Below are 18,741 nucleotides of genomic sequence, written 5' to 3'. Positions count from 1 at the left end.
AATGAAAGCGGGTCGTCCCCCACTTTTTCTAACTATTACAGCAGGAGTGGTGGCAATTGCCATTACTCTGCCTTTCTTGTATCTGGTTATACGGGCTACTGGTGTTGGCGTAGAGGGTTTCTGGGATTTAATTTCTAACCCTCGCAATCTGGAGATTATGTTAAATAGTGCGGGGATGGCGGCGATTGTAACATTATTGTCAGCGTTGATTGCCGTACCCTTAGCTTTTTTAACGGTACGAACCAACCTCCCCGGTAGACGCTTTTGGTTAATTGCTACGACTTTACCCCTTGCGGTTCCTAGCTACGTAGGTAGTTTTGCCCTGATTGCCGCCTTTGCTCCACGGGGCAGTATGTTGCAATTCTTACTCGAACCCCTGGGAGTGGAGAGATTACCTTCCATTTATGGTTGGCCTGGGGTAATCTTGGCCATGACCTTGTTTACCTATCCCTACATGTTATTGAGTGTACGTGCAGGTTTGCAGGGGATAGATCCAGCATTGGAGGAAGCGGGACGTAGTTTAGGCTACACAAGTAGGGAAACATTTTGGCGGGTGACTTTACCCCAATTAAAACCATCTTTGGTCGCTGGTGGTTTGCTAGTTGCATTGTATAGTTTGCGGGACTTTGGTACACCTTCGTTGATGCAATTTGATGCTTTTACCAGGGCGATTTTTATTCAGTATAAAACCAGCTTTGACCGCAGTAGTGCAGCTGCGTTGTCGTTGATGTTAGTTGCGTTGGTGATGATAATTTTGTGGGTGGAATATCGAGTGCGGACTCGCGCTGTTTATTACACTCGTGGTTCTGCATCTCTACGTCCAGCAAAAATTGTGAAATTAGGTGTTTGGAAATGGGTTGGATTTGGTTTTTGTTTGATAATTACTTCGTTAGGAGTTGCTTTACCTGTGGGGGTAAGTATTTTTTGGTTGCTCAGGGGAATTGTGAATATAAATTATAGTTTTCCGAATCTGTTCCCGGCTATTTTGAATTCTATCACTGCGGCTGGATTAGCTGGTTTAGTAACAACAATTTTTGCTTTGCCAATTGCAATTTTATCGGTACGTTTTCCCAGTAAAATTACAGCGATGATTGAGCGTTGTTCCTATATTGCCTTTGGCTTACCGGGAATTGTGGTGGCTTTAGCAGTGGTATCTTTTGGAGCGAATTTACCAATTATATCCTTTGGTAGTTTCTCCATTGATTTAGTAGAGATGCTATATCAAACATTACCAATGTTGGTATTTGCCTATTTGGTATTATTTGTACCCCAATCGGTGGGAACGATTCGCAGTTCTTTATTACAAGTAAGTCCCCGGATTGAGGAATCAGCCCGAAGTTTAGGGAGAACACCTTGGCAAACTCTCCAGGAAGTAACGATACCGTTAGTTAGTCCCGGTTTAATTAGTGGTGCAGTGTTAGTATTTTTAACAGCGATTAAGGAATTACCAGCAACAATCCTGTTAGCTCCTATCGGGTTTAAAACTTTAGCGATCGCAATTTGGGATGCCACAGAAAATGTAGATTTTGATGATGCAGCATCTGCATCTTTAACAATGTTGTTAGTATCAATGATTTCGACATTTTTAGTTTTATCACAGGAGAAGAAAATGCAAAAATAAATTGATTTTGGATTTTGCTATGGTGAATGGGGTATTCTGTCGGGGAATAGAGATTGTAACGCATCCACAATATATGTAGAGACGTAATATATTACGTCTCTAAAAAATTACGTTTGTAAAACAAAATTTTTTATCGCATTATTTGGGAAATCATTATGAATAAATACCACTTACCTACCTAATCAAAACATAGCTGTCTTCGTCTAAAATTTCCGACAATTATACTTATTCAATAATGTTTTTTAAACTTAGTTGATATACAGTAATTTTGAACTTTCAGGAGGTATATTTTATTCTTTTTACTGATTGCAATAAACCATTTTTACTCCCGTATTCTGTATCCTGTATCCTGTATTCTTGCTCAACTCTATTGATGAAACTTCAATTAAAAAATGGAAAAACCAATCATTCTCTGCTTAGATAACGTCACGAAACAATTTACCCAAACTGATAAACCCGCAGTGGATAATGTCTCCTTAAGCTTAAAAAAAGGGGATATATTAGGATTTCTCGGTCCTTCTGGTTGCGGAAAAACCACATTATTACGATTGATTGGTGGTTTAGAACGTCCCCAAAGTGGATGTATTGAAATTGGCGGTAAAATGGTTTGTGGTGGTAGTAATTGGTTGCCACCAGAAAAGAGAGATATTGGCATTGTTTTTCAAGATTATGCTCTATTTCCCCATTTAACAGTTGCAGAAAATATTGCCTTTGGTTTAAAGAATTTAAATAAACAACAAACCCAACAACGTGTCTCGGAAACCCTCGATTTAGTGCAACTGTATGGATTAGAAAAACGCTACCCCTACGAACTTTCTGGGGGACAACAACAACGGGTTGCACTTGCAAGAGCTTTAGCACCCCGACCCAAATTAATGCTACTGGATGAACCCCTATCTAACTTGGATGTGCAAGTTCGGTTGCAGCTGCGGGAAGAAATGCGAGATATTATCAAAGCTGCGGGAATATCAGCTGTATTTGTAACCCATGACCAGGAAGAAGCTTTAGCCATGTGTGATGTTGTCGGGGTGATGCGAGAAGGGAAACTAGAACAAATTGGTACACCTGAAGAAATTTATACCCAACCCGCATCGCGATTTGTGGCAGAATTTGTCACCCAAGCTAATTTTATCCCTGCTCATCGTCAAGGTGATATCTGGTCAACAGAAATTGGTGAATTTGCGATCGCCGCTCCATCTACTCCACCTAATCAAAATAAGGGTGAAATCATGGTTCGTCAAGAAGACTGTACCTTACAACCCTGTGTAGACAGTCCTGTGATAGTCCATAGTCGGCGATTTTTAGGAAGAGAATATCGTTATTGTCTGCATACCCCCTCCGGAAAGGAACTTCATATTCGCACGGGAATTGATACAGCTATCCCCGAAGGTGCAACCGTACAGGTATCTGTACCAGAGAATTTAATCAAAATATTTACCAAGTAGTTATTTTAATCTTTGAGGCTAATCAAGATAATTTTTGATAATTAATCTTTATAATTCAAGCGTCATACCCCAAAAATATGCTATTTTTTATTGATAATTAGTTGTAAAATGATGTTGGTTCTTTGGTGAATATAGCTGGTGTGGCAATCCTCAAAAGTGCAAGAAATCCGAATATTGCCCAAAAATTTGTTGAGTTTATGTTAGGAAAAGAAGCACAGGAATATTTTGCAAGCGAGACCTTTGAATACCCCTTAATATCTGGAGTCGAACCTCAAGGTCAATTAAAATCCCTCAAGGAAGTGAAGCAAAAAACCCAAAATATCGATTTGAGTAATCTGAAAGACTTGGAAGCAACATTAAAGTTAATGCAATCTGCACGGATTCTATAAATTTCTTACCTAATCTTGAAGTAAGTCAGTGTGAATAACTATCACTTAGGAGCTAAATGACGTGAGTTCGATAAGTTATAAAGCCTGAAACTCTTGTCCAGGATTATTCGTGGGAAACAAAAGTTTTTAAAAACCTCCTAGTATATTGAGAAAAAAATCAGTAAATCTGGAATCGGCAAGTTATTGACTTCGTTCTCAACTAATGAATGAGGTTACTTTAAACCTTAACTGACAAAATTATTGATTCACAAGGATTGTGGTGTCGAAAATCCGTCGTAGCGAGCTACGACCTAGGAATATTCACGTTAAATAGGGAAGCTCTACTTTTCTTGACATCAGCTTTGTTTTTTCTTACCGACTTACTTGATTAATCACTACATCCAGATGTGGATCTAAAAGTACTTCTGAGCAAGACGACCATTGCCATACTTAAGGGATTGAAAAACTAACTCCCAAACTGCTATATTTATCTTATGCGGGTATAGTTTAGTGGTAAAATGAGACCTTCCCAAGGTCTAGTTGCGGGTTCGATTCCCGCTACCCGCTTGTCTGGGAAATGCAAAAATACGCAATTTCTAACAAGTTACCCCTTACCTCTAGTTTCCATCGCTCAATATTCCTTCAAAAGTAAAAATAGCACGGGAATCATGAGCAAATAAACAAGTGCGATTGTGCTAATGGAGTAGGCGATCGCATTTTTGGAGATTTTATCACAATACAGTTCAGTTATAATTAAAAGCCTGATTATTGATGAGGTTGGGTTGAAGAATCTAGAGGCAGTAGCCCTCGTGGAATGCGTCCCCACGGGGAGCATCGGGACGAGATCATCATAAAAACTGTGTGAACTTATGGGTAAATTTCCACAAAATCAACAGTCTATGCAAAACCTCAATCCAACCTACAGTTATCTTTAACTTAACCTTATTGGATTTTATCATATACCTCAAAAAAATTTAGGAATTTAGCATTACTAAATCCCTAATAACGTAAGTTGCTAGTTAGTGCCTCTAAATGTATAGATATGATACATAATATCCGCTTTCCTGTATTTTTAGACACGAAAATTTTAGATTTTGTACTTAAAAATCGACATTCTTTTATAACTAGCAACTTGGGTTAATACCAATTTAATGTAAAGTTGCACATAATTTGAACCTACTCCTTCACCTATAGCTATCCATTAGTCACATCTTTCTTAACAAAGTCTGAAAAGCGATTATAGAAATGATTTCAGTAGAGGGATTAAGCATTAAGATTAGACAAAACTCAGAAAGTATGCATTTAGATTTGATGGGCTAGCTTCCAAGTTACGGCGATATCGTGCAATCGTCGTAACCCTCTCCAAATCGTCTTGACTCCAGGTTCCCCATCACCTTTACGACCCAGAAAACCACCTAGTCGAGCAATCATTCGTACAGCTTCTCTTAATGTTGGTGGCTGATCTGGTGGAATTGGGTTTTTGTTCACACTTACACATAAAGATTGCCATTCAACTGTAGTTAAAACCGTTTCACAACTTTGTTCTGGATTATCCCTTGCTTGGTAAGTTAACCATAATAATCGCCATGCCACAATCGAATATGTCGCTAATGCCATTGATAGGCGTTTTCCTGTCTCCAGTTGTAATTCCTCGATTCGACAACCGCTTTTCAATGTATAGTGATAACGCTCGATTAACCAACGATATGTATACCATTCAACACATTTTACCGCATCTTCAAGGCTATTAATTTCCAATGTCGTTAACAATAACCAACTGATTGGTTTTATCTCCGATGGTGGACTCTTTTCTTCTGCTAATATCACCTGTAGTTTTACTGGTTTACAAAGCGAACGCCCGAGCTTATTTTTTGGTACTTCTATTTCAACTGTTTCGTATCTAATTGTTAGTTTTGCTATCCTTTCTGGTCTTTCTGGATTTCTTCTTACCTTGACTTCTACTTCTCCCTGAGTTGGACTTGACCTGATCGCCTCATGTAGATAATTCGCTGTATGGCTAACTTTTCTATTATGAGTTCCTCTGATTAGTAAGTGGCTATTTTCTGGTCTTTCCTGATTAAATAAATCAAATATATCTGCTTCTGAGTCTGCTACTGTTATGATTTTTATCTTTTCTGGTAGTAATTTATTTGTTCTCTCTAGCCCTTCCAACCATCTTTGGCTTTCTTTTTCTTCTGTTTGTCTTTTTCTACGTGTTTTTGCTATTCCTAAATCTTCGATATTTCTTGACCATACTTGTTGGTCTATTACTCCCAGTGGAACTCCTTTTATGCTTGATAATAACGTTGAATGTACTTTTAATCCTAAACTTTTTCTCTGGTCTAGATATCCAATTCCTTCTGTTGCTGGATGACTTGTTACATCCATATTTGTTGTGTCTTGTATTGCTAATACTATCTCGTGTTCTTTTGCCCTTTCGATTGTACTTTTGATATGTCCATTGCTTATATCTGATGGTTTTATATACGGCGAACTCCACAAATCATATGCTGCTGTTGTCGCTGCTACGCTCCCACATGCTTGAGGTACACTCGATGTTGGTTGTGCTGCTAAATCTTCTACCATCTTTATCAAACGCTTGTTTCGCCGTTTATCTCCCAAATCCAAGTGCTTCAATTCCCTTGCTGCCCATTTTTCCATTTTTTACACCCTATCTTTCCTCTCTCAAAACTATACCTATCAAGCCTTTCGTCTTCTTTTAAGTATTTTTACTTTTTGTTAAGAAAGATCCGGGTAATGGATAGGATTACGGGGAGGGTTAGGGTGGGGTTCTTTCTATGGGTCTTCATATTAAATTGGTATAACCAGATTACCTGAGAAAGCTCAATTTTTCATTTAGACTTCCCATGCTGATATATTTCCCTATTGGTTTGTTAACGCTTGACAGTCTACAGTTGACCTCTAACAATTAACCATTGCAACGAGAAGCTCAGTTTATAGACGTTGAAAGTAAATGTGAGAAGTCAGGTTTTAAGGGTAATTAAAACCCAACTTCTGGGATGCTTATATATTCACTTCAACTAGAAGCTTGATAACCTAAATTACCGGGACGGTCGAGTAAATCCACCCCCACGTTATTAGCATCCACCACGGGTGTTTCCACTAAAGCTAAAGCTTGACGAAGTGCATCCACACGTTCTGTAAATAAATGGTGGGGAGGGATTTGCTGGAAGACTCCAAATTTTTCTAAACGACGTTTGACTTTACCCGCAGCACCGACAATCAGAACGTGACGACCTTGGTCACAAGCATCTTTGATGGCATTTTCAATTGCTAAGGATGCGGTTACACCCAACATTGGCACATCGCTTAAATCCAAAATTAATACCTCTGAATCTACCATTGCTGCATGTTCGCGGGAAATGGCTTTGGATACACCAAAAATCATCGGTCCACTGAGGTAAAACAACACCACTTTCCCCTTTGCTCGCTCAAACAGGAGCTTTTCTTCCTGGTTGAGAACAATGGCATCATCTGCATCGGTAATAGTTTTCACCGTTTCCGCGTGCATGTTCGATAAACGTTCGATGGTAAGGATATTAGCAATAAATACACCGACACCAACCGCCACAATTAGATCCACAAATACCGTCAGCAACAATACACCGTACATGATGATTGAGCCTTTGAGGGAAACTTTGTGCGATCGCTTTAAAAAACTCCAGTCTAAAATATCAATACCGACTTTGAGGGCAATCCCTGCAAGTACAGCCATCGGAATTGGTTGGGTCAAACGTGCTGCACCTAATACCACCACTAACAAAATCAATGCCCTAGTTAAACCAGATACTGCGGTTTTGGCTCCCGTTTGAATGTTTACCACCGTACCCATTGTTGCACCTGCACCGGGTAAACCCCCGCAGATACCGGAAACCAAGTTAGCAATCCCTTGACCGATTAACTCTTTATCGGATTTATGCTCTGTTCTAGTCAAACTATCCGCAATCACTGCCGTTAACAGGGTATCAATACACCCCAACATACCCAGCATCACCCCATCTACCAACATGACAGTCATCAGTTCAGGTGTAAATGTGGGTGTACGTAGGGTTGGTAATCCGACGGGAATTTCACCTAGGCTACCAATGGTACGGATATCGGCATTGCTGAACACTGTTAGGGAAACCACTGTACCCACAATCAAAGCGACTAATTGGGGAGGGACAATTTTTTTAATTTTCTTCGGCATGAAGAAAATTATTGCCAGTGTGAGTAAACCTAGGGTTAATTCTGGAAAATCAATGTTAGTTAGAATTTGGGGTAAATTCTGGACAATTCCTAATACCCCCCCCTTGGGACTTGCTTGTCCTAATAATGGAGCAATCTGGAGGATAATCAGAATTACGCCAATTCCTGACATGAATCCAGAAATGACACTGTAGGGCATTAGGGTAATGTATTTACCTAGCTTAAAAATGCCGAATATAATTTGGAATATACCCGCCAGCATGACCACGGTAAAAGCCATTGCTAAACCCTGTTCTGGACTATCTGCTCTAGCAGTTAGGGAAGCAATAATTGTTGTCATTACCACCGTCATGGGTCCGGTTGGTTCAGAAATTAGAGTCGGAGTTCCACCAAATAAAGCAGCAAAAAAACCGACACAAACTGCTCCATAAAGACCTGCAACTGGTCCTGCTCCGGATGCAACCCCGAAGGCTAAAGCTAGGGGTAAGGAAACAATGGCAGCTGTCACTCCGCCAAAAATGTCGCCTTGAAGATTGCGAAAATGGATATGATTTGTAATTGCCATAGGGTAATGGTAAAGAAAGGAATTTAAAGTCAGGGAAACGGGATAGTACAGTAATATTAAAAGCCGAGTTCAAGTCGCAAAAATATTTTTTGTGATTCTGGAACTTTTTCGGAACTAGCCTGTCTTTAGTTCCGGAAGATACTCGTAGTGGTTAAAACGAGAATTATCTAAGTGGAATTAATCCTAAATAGAGACTCAGAATCTATACGTCCCTGTTTACAGGCTACACCTGACAGGCACGTAAGTAAATTGGTTTTTAAAAACTTGATTCAGCTATTATCTTTAGTTTTTGCCCTATCTTTCCCTGGTTTCTGGTAACGCACGAAAGTCTCCTGAATAGGGTTCCCATCTCCTGAAGGATAGGAGTGTCGCTGCGAAAATACATCTTCAGCTAAATTTATCATTTAGCGAAGATATAATCCAATAGCGATGAATACTAAATGGCGGTAATCTTTAAATTTTCCATTGGTTTTCAAAATAACAGACAGATGTTTCAAATTAATCTTTCAGCATAACTTATTTATACCATATGAATTTTCTATATTGACGTAACTCAAATAAGTATTTTTGATGCAAATGATTTTAAAAGTTGTTGTTTACCCAAATCATCGTCAAAAATCTATTGAGATGATAGTAGATAACTGATATGCTGATGGATAAGTAAAACCAAAGGATTTTCTCGATGGTAATAATTAGAAATACTGATTTATTTTTTGGTGTAAAGGTGGACTAAATATGCTGAGTAAGCATCAGCCACAAATAGCCATAACTTTAGGAGACCCGGCTGGAATTGGGGGAGAAGTAATTCTCAAAGCCCTGGCTAAGTTGGAATTAGAAGAATTAGAGAAAATTACCATTATTGGTAGTCAGAAATTGCTGATGCAAACCTACGATACTTTATCCGAAAGTGTGCGTAAAACCGACCTGATCCATCCGGAAAAACTGAAGATATTAGAAGTTGAATCAGTTCAAGTATACGAATCAGCAGTGGAATTAGGACAGGAAAATGCTGCCACCGGAGCAATCAGTTTTGCCTACTTAGAAAATGCGATCGCGCGATCGCTCGCAGGGGAATTTGCGGCGATTGTGACTGCGCCGATTGCCAAATCTGCGTGGCAAGCGGCAGGTTATAATTATCCTGGGCAAACCGAATTACTGGCAGAAAAATCCGGTTGTCAACGGGTGGGAATGTTATTTGTAGCCCGTTCACCCCACACTGGGTGGACATTGCGAGCATTACTAGCAACCACCCACATACCCCTGCAAGCGGTTCCCCAGACCCTAACCAAAGAATTAATGACGCAAAAACTCGACCTACTGGTGGAATGTTTGCAACAGGACTTTGGTATTGAACATCCCCACATTGCGATCGCGGGATTAAATCCCCACAGTGGTGAAAAGGGACATTTGGGAACGGAAGAAATTGAATGGTTAATACCCTGGTTAGAAACCGCTCAACAAAAGTACCCCCAGCTGCGTTTAGATGGTCCGGTTCCCCCAGACACCATGTGGGTAAATCCCGGTTTAGCCTGGTTTGGGACACGGGTGAATCTAGAAAATATCCCCGATGCCTATTTAGCTTTGTACCACGACCAAGGTTTAATACCCGTGAAATTAATGGCCTTTGACCGCGCTGTTAATACTTCCATTGGTCTGCCATTTATCCGCACTTCCCCTGACCACGGTACTGCATTTAACATCGCCGGGAAAGGTGTGGCCGATGCTACTAGTATGGGTGCAGCCATTGAATTAGCGCAAATTCTAGCTAGACAGCGAGCAAATATCCGGAATTAATTCCCATTTCCTTGATATTTAAATTACCAGCCCTAGCAAATATCCAGGAAACAGCCATGACCAGTTATTTCTTCAAAGGACAGCCAAAACCCATCCATTGGCAAACATGGCAGCACTTTTTAGAAACAGACCTACTATCAAGGGGTGAAATAGAAATTGCCAATCCCTTGATGGGTTTTGAACTGAAGACAAATGGTTACAATCCCCACAATGCTTTACTGTTGGTGAAAGCATCCCAGCTTGCTTATTTAGAACCAGAAACAATTAAAACTAGAATTAGCGAATGGAATCTCCCCAATTTCCATTTTTTCAATCGACGCAATACCCAAGCATACATAGCTGGGAACGAAAAAGTCATGGTGATAGCCTTTCGCGGAACCGAACCGGGAAACCTGCGAGACTGGATGAACAACAGTAATATTTTGATGAAACCAGGATACGGAGGTCATGTTCATGCTGGTTTTCATCAAGCACTGGAGGATATTTGGGCTGATATTGCTACCCAAATCGGTTTATTTAACTACAACAACCAAGCAATTTTTCTTACAGGTCACAGCTTAGGTGGTTCCCTAGCCAAAATGACCGCAGTCCGCTTACCAAGTCGTTACCAAGACCTAATTCAAGGTATATACAGCTTTGGTAGTCCCAGGGTTGGCAACCAACAATTTGCCGATAATTATAACCAAAAATTTCGCGATCGCACTTTTCGGATGATTAATCACCGCGATATCGTCACCCGACTTGCACCCCGCAGTTTTGGCTATCGTCACGTCAATAGTAGCTACTTCTTCGATTCCCAAGGTATACTCCACACTGAAATTCGTTATTGGCGACAATTTTTAGAAACCGTGAAAGGAACAAGAGAAGAATTTATCAATGCAGCTAGTTTCGTTAAAGACCATGACCTACGGGAATACGAAAAAAATGTCCTCCTCGACTTGAATGGATATTTGGCGAAAAATGGGTAATATGTTAAATAATGTTTAACTGACTATCCTCAGTTACCCCCGTTACTCGATAAATCGCGTTCCCCAGTTATTCATCAGAATAAGGAAAATATCCTCCTGTGTCCTGTATTCTTGCTCCCCAAGACCTAGTACCCGGACACTATGGAACATTTTCCAAATCTGTCACAAGCAAGTATCCAAGATATCTAGTTTGAGGAAAACTATGGTGTTAACAATGGATTAAACACCAGGTAATATCAGGAGTGTTATTGTGCTGGCAAAACCTTTTTCTCTCATTTTCGCCTCAATGTTTTCTTTTGCCGTTGGAAATGTAATTAGTATCACACTGCCATCACTGTCTGCGGTTGCAAGTATAAATCAAGTGGAAAAAATCGCCAGACTTTCCGAATCACAGCAACAAGAGCGTTTATTTTTGATTCAAACAGTTAACCAGTTACTACGCGATCGCAATTTATCAACAGCAGAAGAACAGTCCCGTCTATTCATCAAGAAGTTTCCCCAGGATGCCTTTGGATACTTTCAATTAGGGAACGTATTATTCCGTCAAGACAAGCCCACGGAAGCAATCGCAGCCTACCAACAAGCAATTAAACTCAATTCCCGCTATGCCCTTGCCTACAATGCTACCGGAGAAGTGTACGCTAGTCAATATCGCTGGCAAGAAGCCACCGATGCCTTTAATCAAGCCTTAAAAATTAACCCCGAATATGCCCAAGCCTTAGCTAACCTTGCTCAAGTTCAATGGGAACAGGGAAAACAACAAGAAGCGATCGCATCTCTAGAAAAGGTAATCAGTATCTATAAATCCCAAAATCAACTTGACAAAGCTCAACGTCTGGAACGTATCCTCCGCGATTTAAAAAGAACCGACGACCCCTCTGTGTCTTAGAGGAAAAAGTCATTTTTCATACTTGAATTATCGTTTTTGGGAGCAGGAAGAGACGCGACATGTCGCGTCTGTACTCTCGAAGGAAAAATCAGCTTTATAACCCCATGTCCAGAGTCAGGACGATAATCAAAATAGTGATAATTAATACTTGACAAACATCCTCCTAGTTAGGGTTCACAAAAAAGTCTTTACATCTATCTCCTGTCTTCTAACTTTTAGGCATGGCAATTTCTCGATTTTGATGAGCTACGGATGGATGATTTAATTTTGACCAACGTCCCTGTTTTTGCATTCGCTGATAGGCTTCTGCCATAGTCGGAAATTCCTCCCTTTCCTGTTCCCAGTGTACCACCGTTGCTTCATCACACCATTCCACTAATTTCGGCATTGCTTGACGGTGGGAACCTGTTGTCATAAATGCACGCATTGCAGCTTCATTTTCCCACATTGTTAATGTCCAAAAGGTGAAATTAGCATCAGCAACTAACTTAGTTTTTATATTTCCTAATGCTTGTTTCGCTTGACGTTCACTGGCAAAGGATAACCATAAAAATGCCGGCAAAAATCGCCACGCACGTAGGCGTAATCTCGTCACAGATATAAATACCATCTTTTTTTCCTATTTATTGTTCTGATATCTCTAGAGAGGTAATATATTACGTCTCTACATATAATAGTTCTGCCTGCTGCAAAATCTGTCGTATATCTTCATTCGTATATCTTCTCGACATCTTTAACCTCCAATATGTTTATGATGTCAACATTATCTTAAACCCAATAGTTAATACTGTCAACATGTAAAATGTAAAGTATTATCAAAAAGGCAAAGATGGGAATTTAATGTGTCAAAATCAAATTATCACCACGGAGATTTGCGTCGTGCTTTAATTGACGCAGCATTAGAGATAATCGCCGCAAAAGACATCGAAAGCCTGTCATTACGGGAGGTAGCGCGACGGGTGGGTGTATCCCATACTGCTCCCTATCGGCATTTTCCCGATAAGGATGCATTGGTTGCAGCTGTAGCCCAAGAAGGATTTGAAGCCTTGAAAGGGGAGTTAGAAGCGGCTTTACAGGCATATCCATCCCAACCAATTACCCAACTCCAGGCAACGGGAATTGCCTATGTGAAGTATGCAATAACACATCGTTCCCACTACCGAATTATGTTTGGAGTTTATATAACTTGTGCGGAGGAGCGGTTTCCCAGTTTATACCAAGTAGCCATGCAGACATTACAAGTACCCTACGATGCGATTGTTGCGGGTCAAGCTGCTGGATTAATCAAGATGACTGACCCGAAAAAACTGACATGGACAGTGTGGTCTATTGTTCATGGTTTAGCGACCCTATTGATGGATCAGCAGATACCGGTGAGTAATGCGATCGCGGTGGATGAATTAGCAACCTTTGTCACCCAATCTTTGATTGAAGGAATCACAATCAAGCAGTAAATCAGGAATTTCCAAATTAAATAATAAAAGTGCAACTACGAACCTTTCCTCACCGAAATTCGAGGAGGGTAGAATTCGTGAGCAGCTTCACAAAGAATAGGTATAAGTATCTATAAAATAATATTTTTGTTAGCAGAAATTGATGATTTACATAATTGTTTATAAATATCCGGTTTTATCTATAGGAAAGGATTCAATGAACAATATAAAAGTGAAAACATCAACATGAAGCTGACAAAAAATATCCAACAAATTTTGCTAGTTACCCTATCCCTTTTTCTCACCTTTAATTTTTCTATCGACCATCTGAATCCTGAAACAGAAGCCCTTTATTTTTACCTATTAACAAAAACCAAAATTGATGAGGTAAATAGTGATGAAAGAATGAGATTATTTATGTGGATACTTATACAAGTATAGCCCTTTATTGGCATCAATATTAAACTTTAAACCGATTTCAACTTCTTCTAAACCAATCTGAATCGAACTAATTGATTTATCATTCTGCATAGGGTTAACATCCATATATTCAGGATTTTTCAGAGCTTGGGCAAAATTAGGTAGCTTTTCGCGATTTATCTCTGTAAGTATTCTTTTCTCTCCACGCTCATACTTGGCATTAATCTCATCATCTGTCATCTGATACTTGTGGTTTTTATTAGGTATCTTTTGCCACATTTTTTCTTCACTAGGGGCTATATTCATAGATTGTATTTCCCTGACAATTATATTTAAATCAAGTAGTTTTTATTGGTTATGTGGTAACACTTTAATTATAGGTAATTTCAAGCTAAGTGTACTAAACTATATAAAAAACCCCCTCTAGAGGATATCGAGAGGGGAGTAGAAGCAACTAAAAATTAAGCGCTGAAATATTTAGCTACCGGGTGATAACAAATAATTGCGGTTGTACTTTGTTCCGGATATAATTGCTCGCTTTCATCCATATACATGTTCATCCGTTCAACTCCTAATAATTCCAGTTGTTTATACTGGTCTTGGATATTCGGACAAGCAGGGTAGCCAAAACTATACCGGGAACCTTGGTAGCGCTGTGCTAGGACATCGCGAATATTGTCGGGTTCCTGGTCGCCAAAGCCCAATTCCCTGCGGATTCTGGCGTGTGTCCACTCGGCTAATGCTTCTGCCATTTGTACTGCCATACCGTGAAAATACAGATAATCAGTGTAAGCATTATCTGCGTATAATTTTTGGGCGAATTCGGTGGCAATTTCGCCGACGGTGACGGCTTGCATGGGGAAGACATCGATGATACCTGTGTCTTTGGGTGCAAAGAAATCAGCAATGCACAGTCTTCTTCCGGAACCTTGACGGGGAAATTCAAAGGTGGCTACCTGTTGTTGATGATTTTCAGGGTGATACACATATAAAGTATTTCCTTCAGCATTACAGGGGAAATAACCGTAAATTACCTGGGGATGGAGTAGGTTTTCTTCAACAATTCTGGTTTTCCAACTATCAAGAATTGGATAAACTTTGGCTTGGAGAAATTCCTGATATTCTTCTTTGGTTTGGTCTTTAGGTTTTCTAAATTGCCATTGTCCAGCAATGAGAGCTTGCAGGTCTAAATGCCAAAATATTTCCGACCAGGGAATGTCATTTGGTTGTAGGAAGGTGGTTCCCCAAAAGGGAGGTTGAGGACGTTCAATGTTGATATCAACGGCTTCGGAACGACGGGTGTCAATTTCTGAGGATGCATCTGACTTTTTCTTAGCTGCTTTAGCGGCAATTTTTTCTGCATCCACATCCCGGAATACCACATCATTTTCGGCAGCGAATTCACCGGAAAAGCCATGAAAATCATCCCAGGCATTATTGGCTTTAGCTAGCATTAATTTATCCATGAAGTGGAGGTCAGAAAAGGCATCTTTGCCATAGATAACTTTACCTTTATAGGTGTTTTGACAATCTTCATAGACAAATTTGGGTGTTAAAGCTGCACCTCCTAAAATCACGGGTACGGTAATACCTTTTTGGTTAAATACCTCTAAGTTTTCCTTCATGAAGGCGGTGGATTTAACCAATAAACCACTCATGGCAATACAATCGGCTTTGTGCTTTTCGTAGGCTTCAATGATGTTTTCTACAGGTTGTTTAATCCCCAAATTTATCACCTGATAGCCGTTATTAGTTAAGATGATATCCACCAGGTTTTTACCAATGTCGTGAACATCTCCCTTGACGGTCGCAATGATAAATTTACCCTTAGCATTGCTTTCACCGGTTGCCGATTTTTCCATATGGGGTTCAAGAAAAGCCACCGCAGCTTTCATGGTTTCGGCTGATTGTAAAACGAAAGGTAATTGCATTTGTCCAGAACCGAACAAATCTCCTACCACCTTCATCCCATCTAGCAAATAGATATTGACGATATCTAAAGCTGGATACTTAGTTAAGGCTTCCCGTAAAGTATCCTCCAAACCAATTCTTTCCCCGTCAATAATATGCTGCTTTAAGCGTTCCTCAATTGGTAAACTATTGTCAACACCCTTATCTTTCTTCGTTGTCACCCCTTCAAACAGGGTTGTTAGCTCACCCAAGGGGTCGTAAACGCAAACATCACCCTCAAATCTGCGTCGATCGTAAATCAAATCTCGACACACCTGCTGATGCTTCTCTTCTATTTTCGCTAGGGGTAAAATCTTGGCAGCGCTGACAATTGCTCCATCCATTCCTGCTTGCATTGCTTCGTGGAGGAACATGGAATTTAACACCTGACGCGCGGCTGGATTCAAACCAAAGGAAATATTTGATACACCCAACATAAAGTGACAGCCGGGCAACTCTTCCTTAATTCGGCGAATTGCTTCAATGGTTGCCTTGCCATTTTCCCGGTCTTCCTCAATCCCCGTAGAAATAGGTAGGGCAAGGGTATCAAAAAAAATCTCATGGGCAGGGATGCCGTATTCCAGAGCATCTCGATAGGCACGTTGGGCGATCGCAAATTTTTTCTCGGCTGTCCGGGCCATTCCGTCTTCGTCGATAGTGCCAATTACTACCCCGGCTCCGTATTTTTTCGCTAGTTCCAAGACTTTGAAAAAGCGTTCTTCTCCATCTTCATAGTTGGTGGAGTTGAGGATACATTTACCACCAGCGACCTTTAACCCAGCCTCCATTTTTTGCCATTCCGTCGAGTCCAGCATTAGGGGTAAGGTGACATTATTCACAATTCGGGAAACCAACTCCCGCATATCCCGTTCCCCATCCCGACCGACGTAATCGACGTTCACATCGAGAATGTGCGCTCCTTCCTTGACCTGCGCTCTTGCGAGGGAGACTAAACCGTCCCAATCCTCAGCGTTGAGCATATCTCGGCATTTTTTAGAACCACTGGCGTTTAATCTCTCACCGACAATCAGGAAGGAATTATCCTGGGTATAATTTTGTGTGCTGTAAATCGATGCTGCTGCTGGTTCTAACCTTGGTTGACGTTGTTTTGGCTTCAGTTCCTTGGCGATTTCAGCCAGTTGAGCAATATGTCCCGGACGTGTCCCACAGCAACCCCCAATCACTTGGACACCTAAGTCTTCGACAAAATGCATCAACGCCATCCGTAATTCCATCGGTGTCAAACGGTAATGGGCTTGTCCACCGACATTTTCCGGTAAACCCGCATTGGGAATACAGGAAACGACGAAGGGAGAATGTTCGGATAGATACTTGATGTGCGGTTTCATCAAGTCTGGACCAGTGGCACAATTCAAACCTAAAATATCGATTTTGTAAGGTTCGAGAATTGTCACCACCGCATTAATTTCCGTCCCCACCAACATGGTTCCCATTGTTTCCATTGTTACTGAAACCATAATGGGTCGTCTTCCACCTTTAGCAGCAAAGGTTTTTTCTACCCCATTGAGTGCGGCTTTAATTTGCAGCACATCCTGACAGGTTTCAATAATGAATAAATCCACACCCCCATCCCAAAGGGCTGCCGATTGGTTGGCAAAGTTCGTTTCTAGGGTATCATAATCAATATGACCGAGGGTGGGTAACTTTGTCCCCGGTCCCATCGAACCAGCCACAAAGCGGGGTTTTTCCGGTGTGGAAAATTCGGCAGCACAGCGTTTTGCTAATTCTGCGGCAGTTTTGTTGAGGTAGTAAGCTTGGTCTTGCAGATTATATTCTGCCAACACAAACTCCGTTCCTCCGAAGGTATCGGTTTCGATGACATCCGCACCCGCAGCCAAAAAATCACGGTGGACTTTCGCAACGGCTTCCGGGTTCGTGTGAACAAGGTACTCATTACAACCTTCGTATTCTGCACCACCAAAGTCCTTTGCAGTCAGGTTTTGCGATTGTAAATTCGTTCCCATCGCTCCATCGAACACAATTACCGGATGTTCCGGACTATGGAGCCGTTCTAGGAATGATTGTGTCATAGGTCTCCAGCAATTTAAGTTAAATAGTGTGGTGTGACACCGGATGGGTGTTCCACACTATGTAATATTTTCGCCAATTTCGGGGAAATGGGGAAGATTGGGAAGTGTACTATTTTTATTTTTCCTTGAGAACGAACCAATCAGGAAGTTAAGATAGGACAACAACAGCAACAACTATTACAAATAATCGAAATGATAAACGCGAACCGACAAGTCAGCGATCGCACACCACCAATACCAAAAAGCGCTCCCAAGGAGCATCACAACAGCAAATCCTTATCCCAGTAAACGTTTGAGTTGTTTGTATACTTCGTCGTCGTTACGCTTACCAACTAAAATCACTTCAACTAAATCTGCATCTGCATCAAAGCGGTAAACAATGCGATATTCTCCCGAATCTACGCGATAGTATCCAGGATAACCAGTTAATTCTTTATAGTCTGGGTGTAGGGGGTCAATATTGAGCGACATGACTTTTTTGGCGATTTGAGCAGCAATTTTCGGCTGTAAACTTTTTCTAAACCGTCTCATTTCGCCATACTGTAAATTAGTCATCAAGTGCTGCTAAACGTTCGAGTTCTGCGGTGAAAATTTCTGAGCCTACCATTTTAGATGTAGCCAAAGCCATTTGTGCTTGTTGTCCTAAAATTAAATCTTCTAATTGGGTAATTCGATTCATTAATTGCTCGTAATTTTCTACTGACATAATTACGTAACTAGATTGTGATTCGCTGGTAATGATGATCGGTTCGGTTGTTGCTTGTTTTAGAGCATCGCTGTGGGGATTTTGGATGTCTCTAAGGGGAAACTGGCGCATTTTCAAGTTCAAGTTTTTCTTCATGCTTTCTATAATTTATATATTTATTGTAATATTACTTCCTTAAACTTTTGATTGCTACTAGGATAGCAAACTTTTACTCACGACAGCACATAGTCGTAAGACTTATCGTCAGATATCGCCCATCCCCAGGTGGGTGTAAATAAATGGCGAGATGATTCAATCTAACAGGATTGACACAACGTAGATT

14 protein-coding genes and 1 tRNA gene are annotated in these 18,741 nt (G+C 40.7%); 8 read left to right on the top strand and 7 right to left on the bottom strand.

Annotated elements, in window-relative coordinates; translation table 11 throughout:
* Window position 1: 1 nt before the first annotated feature.
* The 4 genes from CDC37_RS20355 to CDC37_RS20340 all read left to right on the top strand — a co-directional run bounded on the left by CDC37_RS20355 (window position 2) and on the right by CDC37_RS20340 (window position 4,001).
* The gene (locus CDC37_RS20355; protein ID WP_096624582.1) at window positions 2-1,621 is read left to right on the top strand and encodes an ABC transporter permease; all 1,620 of its coding nucleotides are present in this window, start codon (window positions 2-4) and stop codon (window positions 1,619-1,621) included.
* Between the two features lie 392 nt (window positions 1,622-2,013).
* Window positions 2,014-3,066 carry an ABC transporter ATP-binding protein gene (locus CDC37_RS20350; RefSeq protein ID WP_096624580.1) on the top strand — a complete coding sequence of 351 codons (1,053 nt, stop codon included), beginning with the start codon at window positions 2,014-2,016 and terminating at the stop codon, window positions 3,064-3,066.
* Between the two features lie 125 nt (window positions 3,067-3,191).
* Window positions 3,192-3,455 (top strand): ABC transporter substrate-binding protein, encoded by a 264-nt coding sequence (locus CDC37_RS20345; protein WP_231943504.1) that lies wholly within the window; start codon window positions 3,192-3,194, stop codon window positions 3,453-3,455.
* A gap of 475 nt (window positions 3,456-3,930) precedes the next feature.
* Window positions 3,931-4,001, top strand: a tRNA-Gly gene (locus CDC37_RS20340).
* A gap of 735 nt (window positions 4,002-4,736) precedes the next feature.
* Here CDC37_RS20340 and CDC37_RS20335 read toward each other — a convergent pair.
* Window positions 4,737-6,095, bottom strand: coding sequence for an IS4 family transposase (locus CDC37_RS20335; RefSeq protein ID WP_096620005.1), 1,359 nt, complete (start codon window positions 6,093-6,095; stop codon window positions 4,737-4,739).
* 376 nt (window positions 6,096-6,471) lie between these two features.
* Entirely contained in the window at window positions 6,472-8,208 is a 1,737-nt protein-coding gene (bicA, locus tag CDC37_RS20330; protein WP_096624576.1) for a bicarbonate transporter BicA, read from the bottom strand.
* Between the two features lie 735 nt (window positions 8,209-8,943).
* On the opposite strand from bicA, the gene pdxA reads away from it, so the two are divergent.
* The 3 genes from pdxA to CDC37_RS20315 all read left to right on the top strand — a co-directional run bounded on the left by pdxA (window position 8,944) and on the right by CDC37_RS20315 (window position 11,859).
* The gene (gene pdxA, locus CDC37_RS20325; RefSeq protein ID WP_096624574.1) at window positions 8,944-10,002 is read left to right on the top strand and encodes a 4-hydroxythreonine-4-phosphate dehydrogenase PdxA; all 1,059 of its coding nucleotides are present in this window, start codon (window positions 8,944-8,946) and stop codon (window positions 10,000-10,002) included.
* An 11-nt stretch (window positions 10,003-10,013) separates the two neighbouring features.
* On the top strand, window positions 10,014-10,970 hold the full coding sequence (locus CDC37_RS20320; RefSeq protein ID WP_096624572.1) for a lipase family protein: 957 nt from the start codon (window positions 10,014-10,016) through the stop codon (window positions 10,968-10,970).
* Between the two features lie 250 nt (window positions 10,971-11,220).
* Window positions 11,221-11,859, top strand: a complete 639-nt coding sequence (locus CDC37_RS20315) for a tetratricopeptide repeat protein (protein WP_231943129.1) — start codon at window positions 11,221-11,223, stop codon at window positions 11,857-11,859.
* Window positions 11,860-12,067: 208 nt separating this feature from the next.
* Here the strand turns inward: CDC37_RS20315 and CDC37_RS20310 are convergent, their stop codons facing one another.
* Window positions 12,068-12,469 (bottom strand): DUF3291 domain-containing protein, encoded by a 402-nt coding sequence (locus CDC37_RS20310; RefSeq protein WP_096624568.1) that lies wholly within the window; start codon window positions 12,467-12,469, stop codon window positions 12,068-12,070.
* Window positions 12,470-12,701: 232 nt separating this feature from the next.
* Between CDC37_RS20310 and CDC37_RS20305 the strand changes: the two genes are divergently transcribed.
* Window positions 12,702-13,313: a TetR/AcrR family transcriptional regulator gene (locus CDC37_RS20305; protein WP_096624566.1), complete on the top strand. Its 612-nt coding sequence runs from the start codon at window positions 12,702-12,704 to the stop codon at window positions 13,311-13,313.
* A 390-nt stretch (window positions 13,314-13,703) separates the two neighbouring features.
* Here CDC37_RS20305 and CDC37_RS20295 read toward each other — a convergent pair whose 3' ends face one another.
* The 4 genes from CDC37_RS20295 to CDC37_RS20280 form a co-directional block, all read right to left on the bottom strand.
* A complete protein-coding gene (locus tag CDC37_RS20295) occupies window positions 13,704-14,018 on the bottom strand; it encodes a hypothetical protein (protein ID WP_096624562.1) in 315 nt (104 codons plus the stop codon).
* Window positions 14,019-14,173: 155 nt separating this feature from the next.
* Window positions 14,174-17,713: a methionine synthase gene (gene metH, locus CDC37_RS20290; protein ID WP_096624560.1), complete on the bottom strand. Its 3,540-nt coding sequence runs from the start codon at window positions 17,711-17,713 to the stop codon at window positions 14,174-14,176.
* Window positions 17,714-17,989: 276 nt separating this feature from the next.
* Window positions 17,990-18,244, bottom strand: a complete 255-nt coding sequence (locus CDC37_RS20285) for a type II toxin-antitoxin system RelE family toxin (RefSeq protein WP_231943128.1) — start codon at window positions 18,242-18,244, stop codon at window positions 17,990-17,992.
* A gap of 16 nt (window positions 18,245-18,260) precedes the next feature.
* On the bottom strand, window positions 18,261-18,554 hold the full coding sequence (locus tag CDC37_RS20280; RefSeq protein WP_231943127.1) for a type II toxin-antitoxin system prevent-host-death family antitoxin: 294 nt from the start codon (window positions 18,552-18,554) through the stop codon (window positions 18,261-18,263).
* Window positions 18,555-18,741 lie beyond the last annotated feature (187 nt).

The sequence above is a fragment of the Calothrix sp. NIES-3974 genome (assembly GCF_002368395.1).
Lineage (GTDB): Bacteria > Cyanobacteriota > Cyanobacteriia > Cyanobacteriales > Nostocaceae > NIES-3974.
The sequence above is the reverse complement of the archived record's forward strand: the minus strand, read 5'-3'. Positions and strand labels throughout refer to the sequence as shown.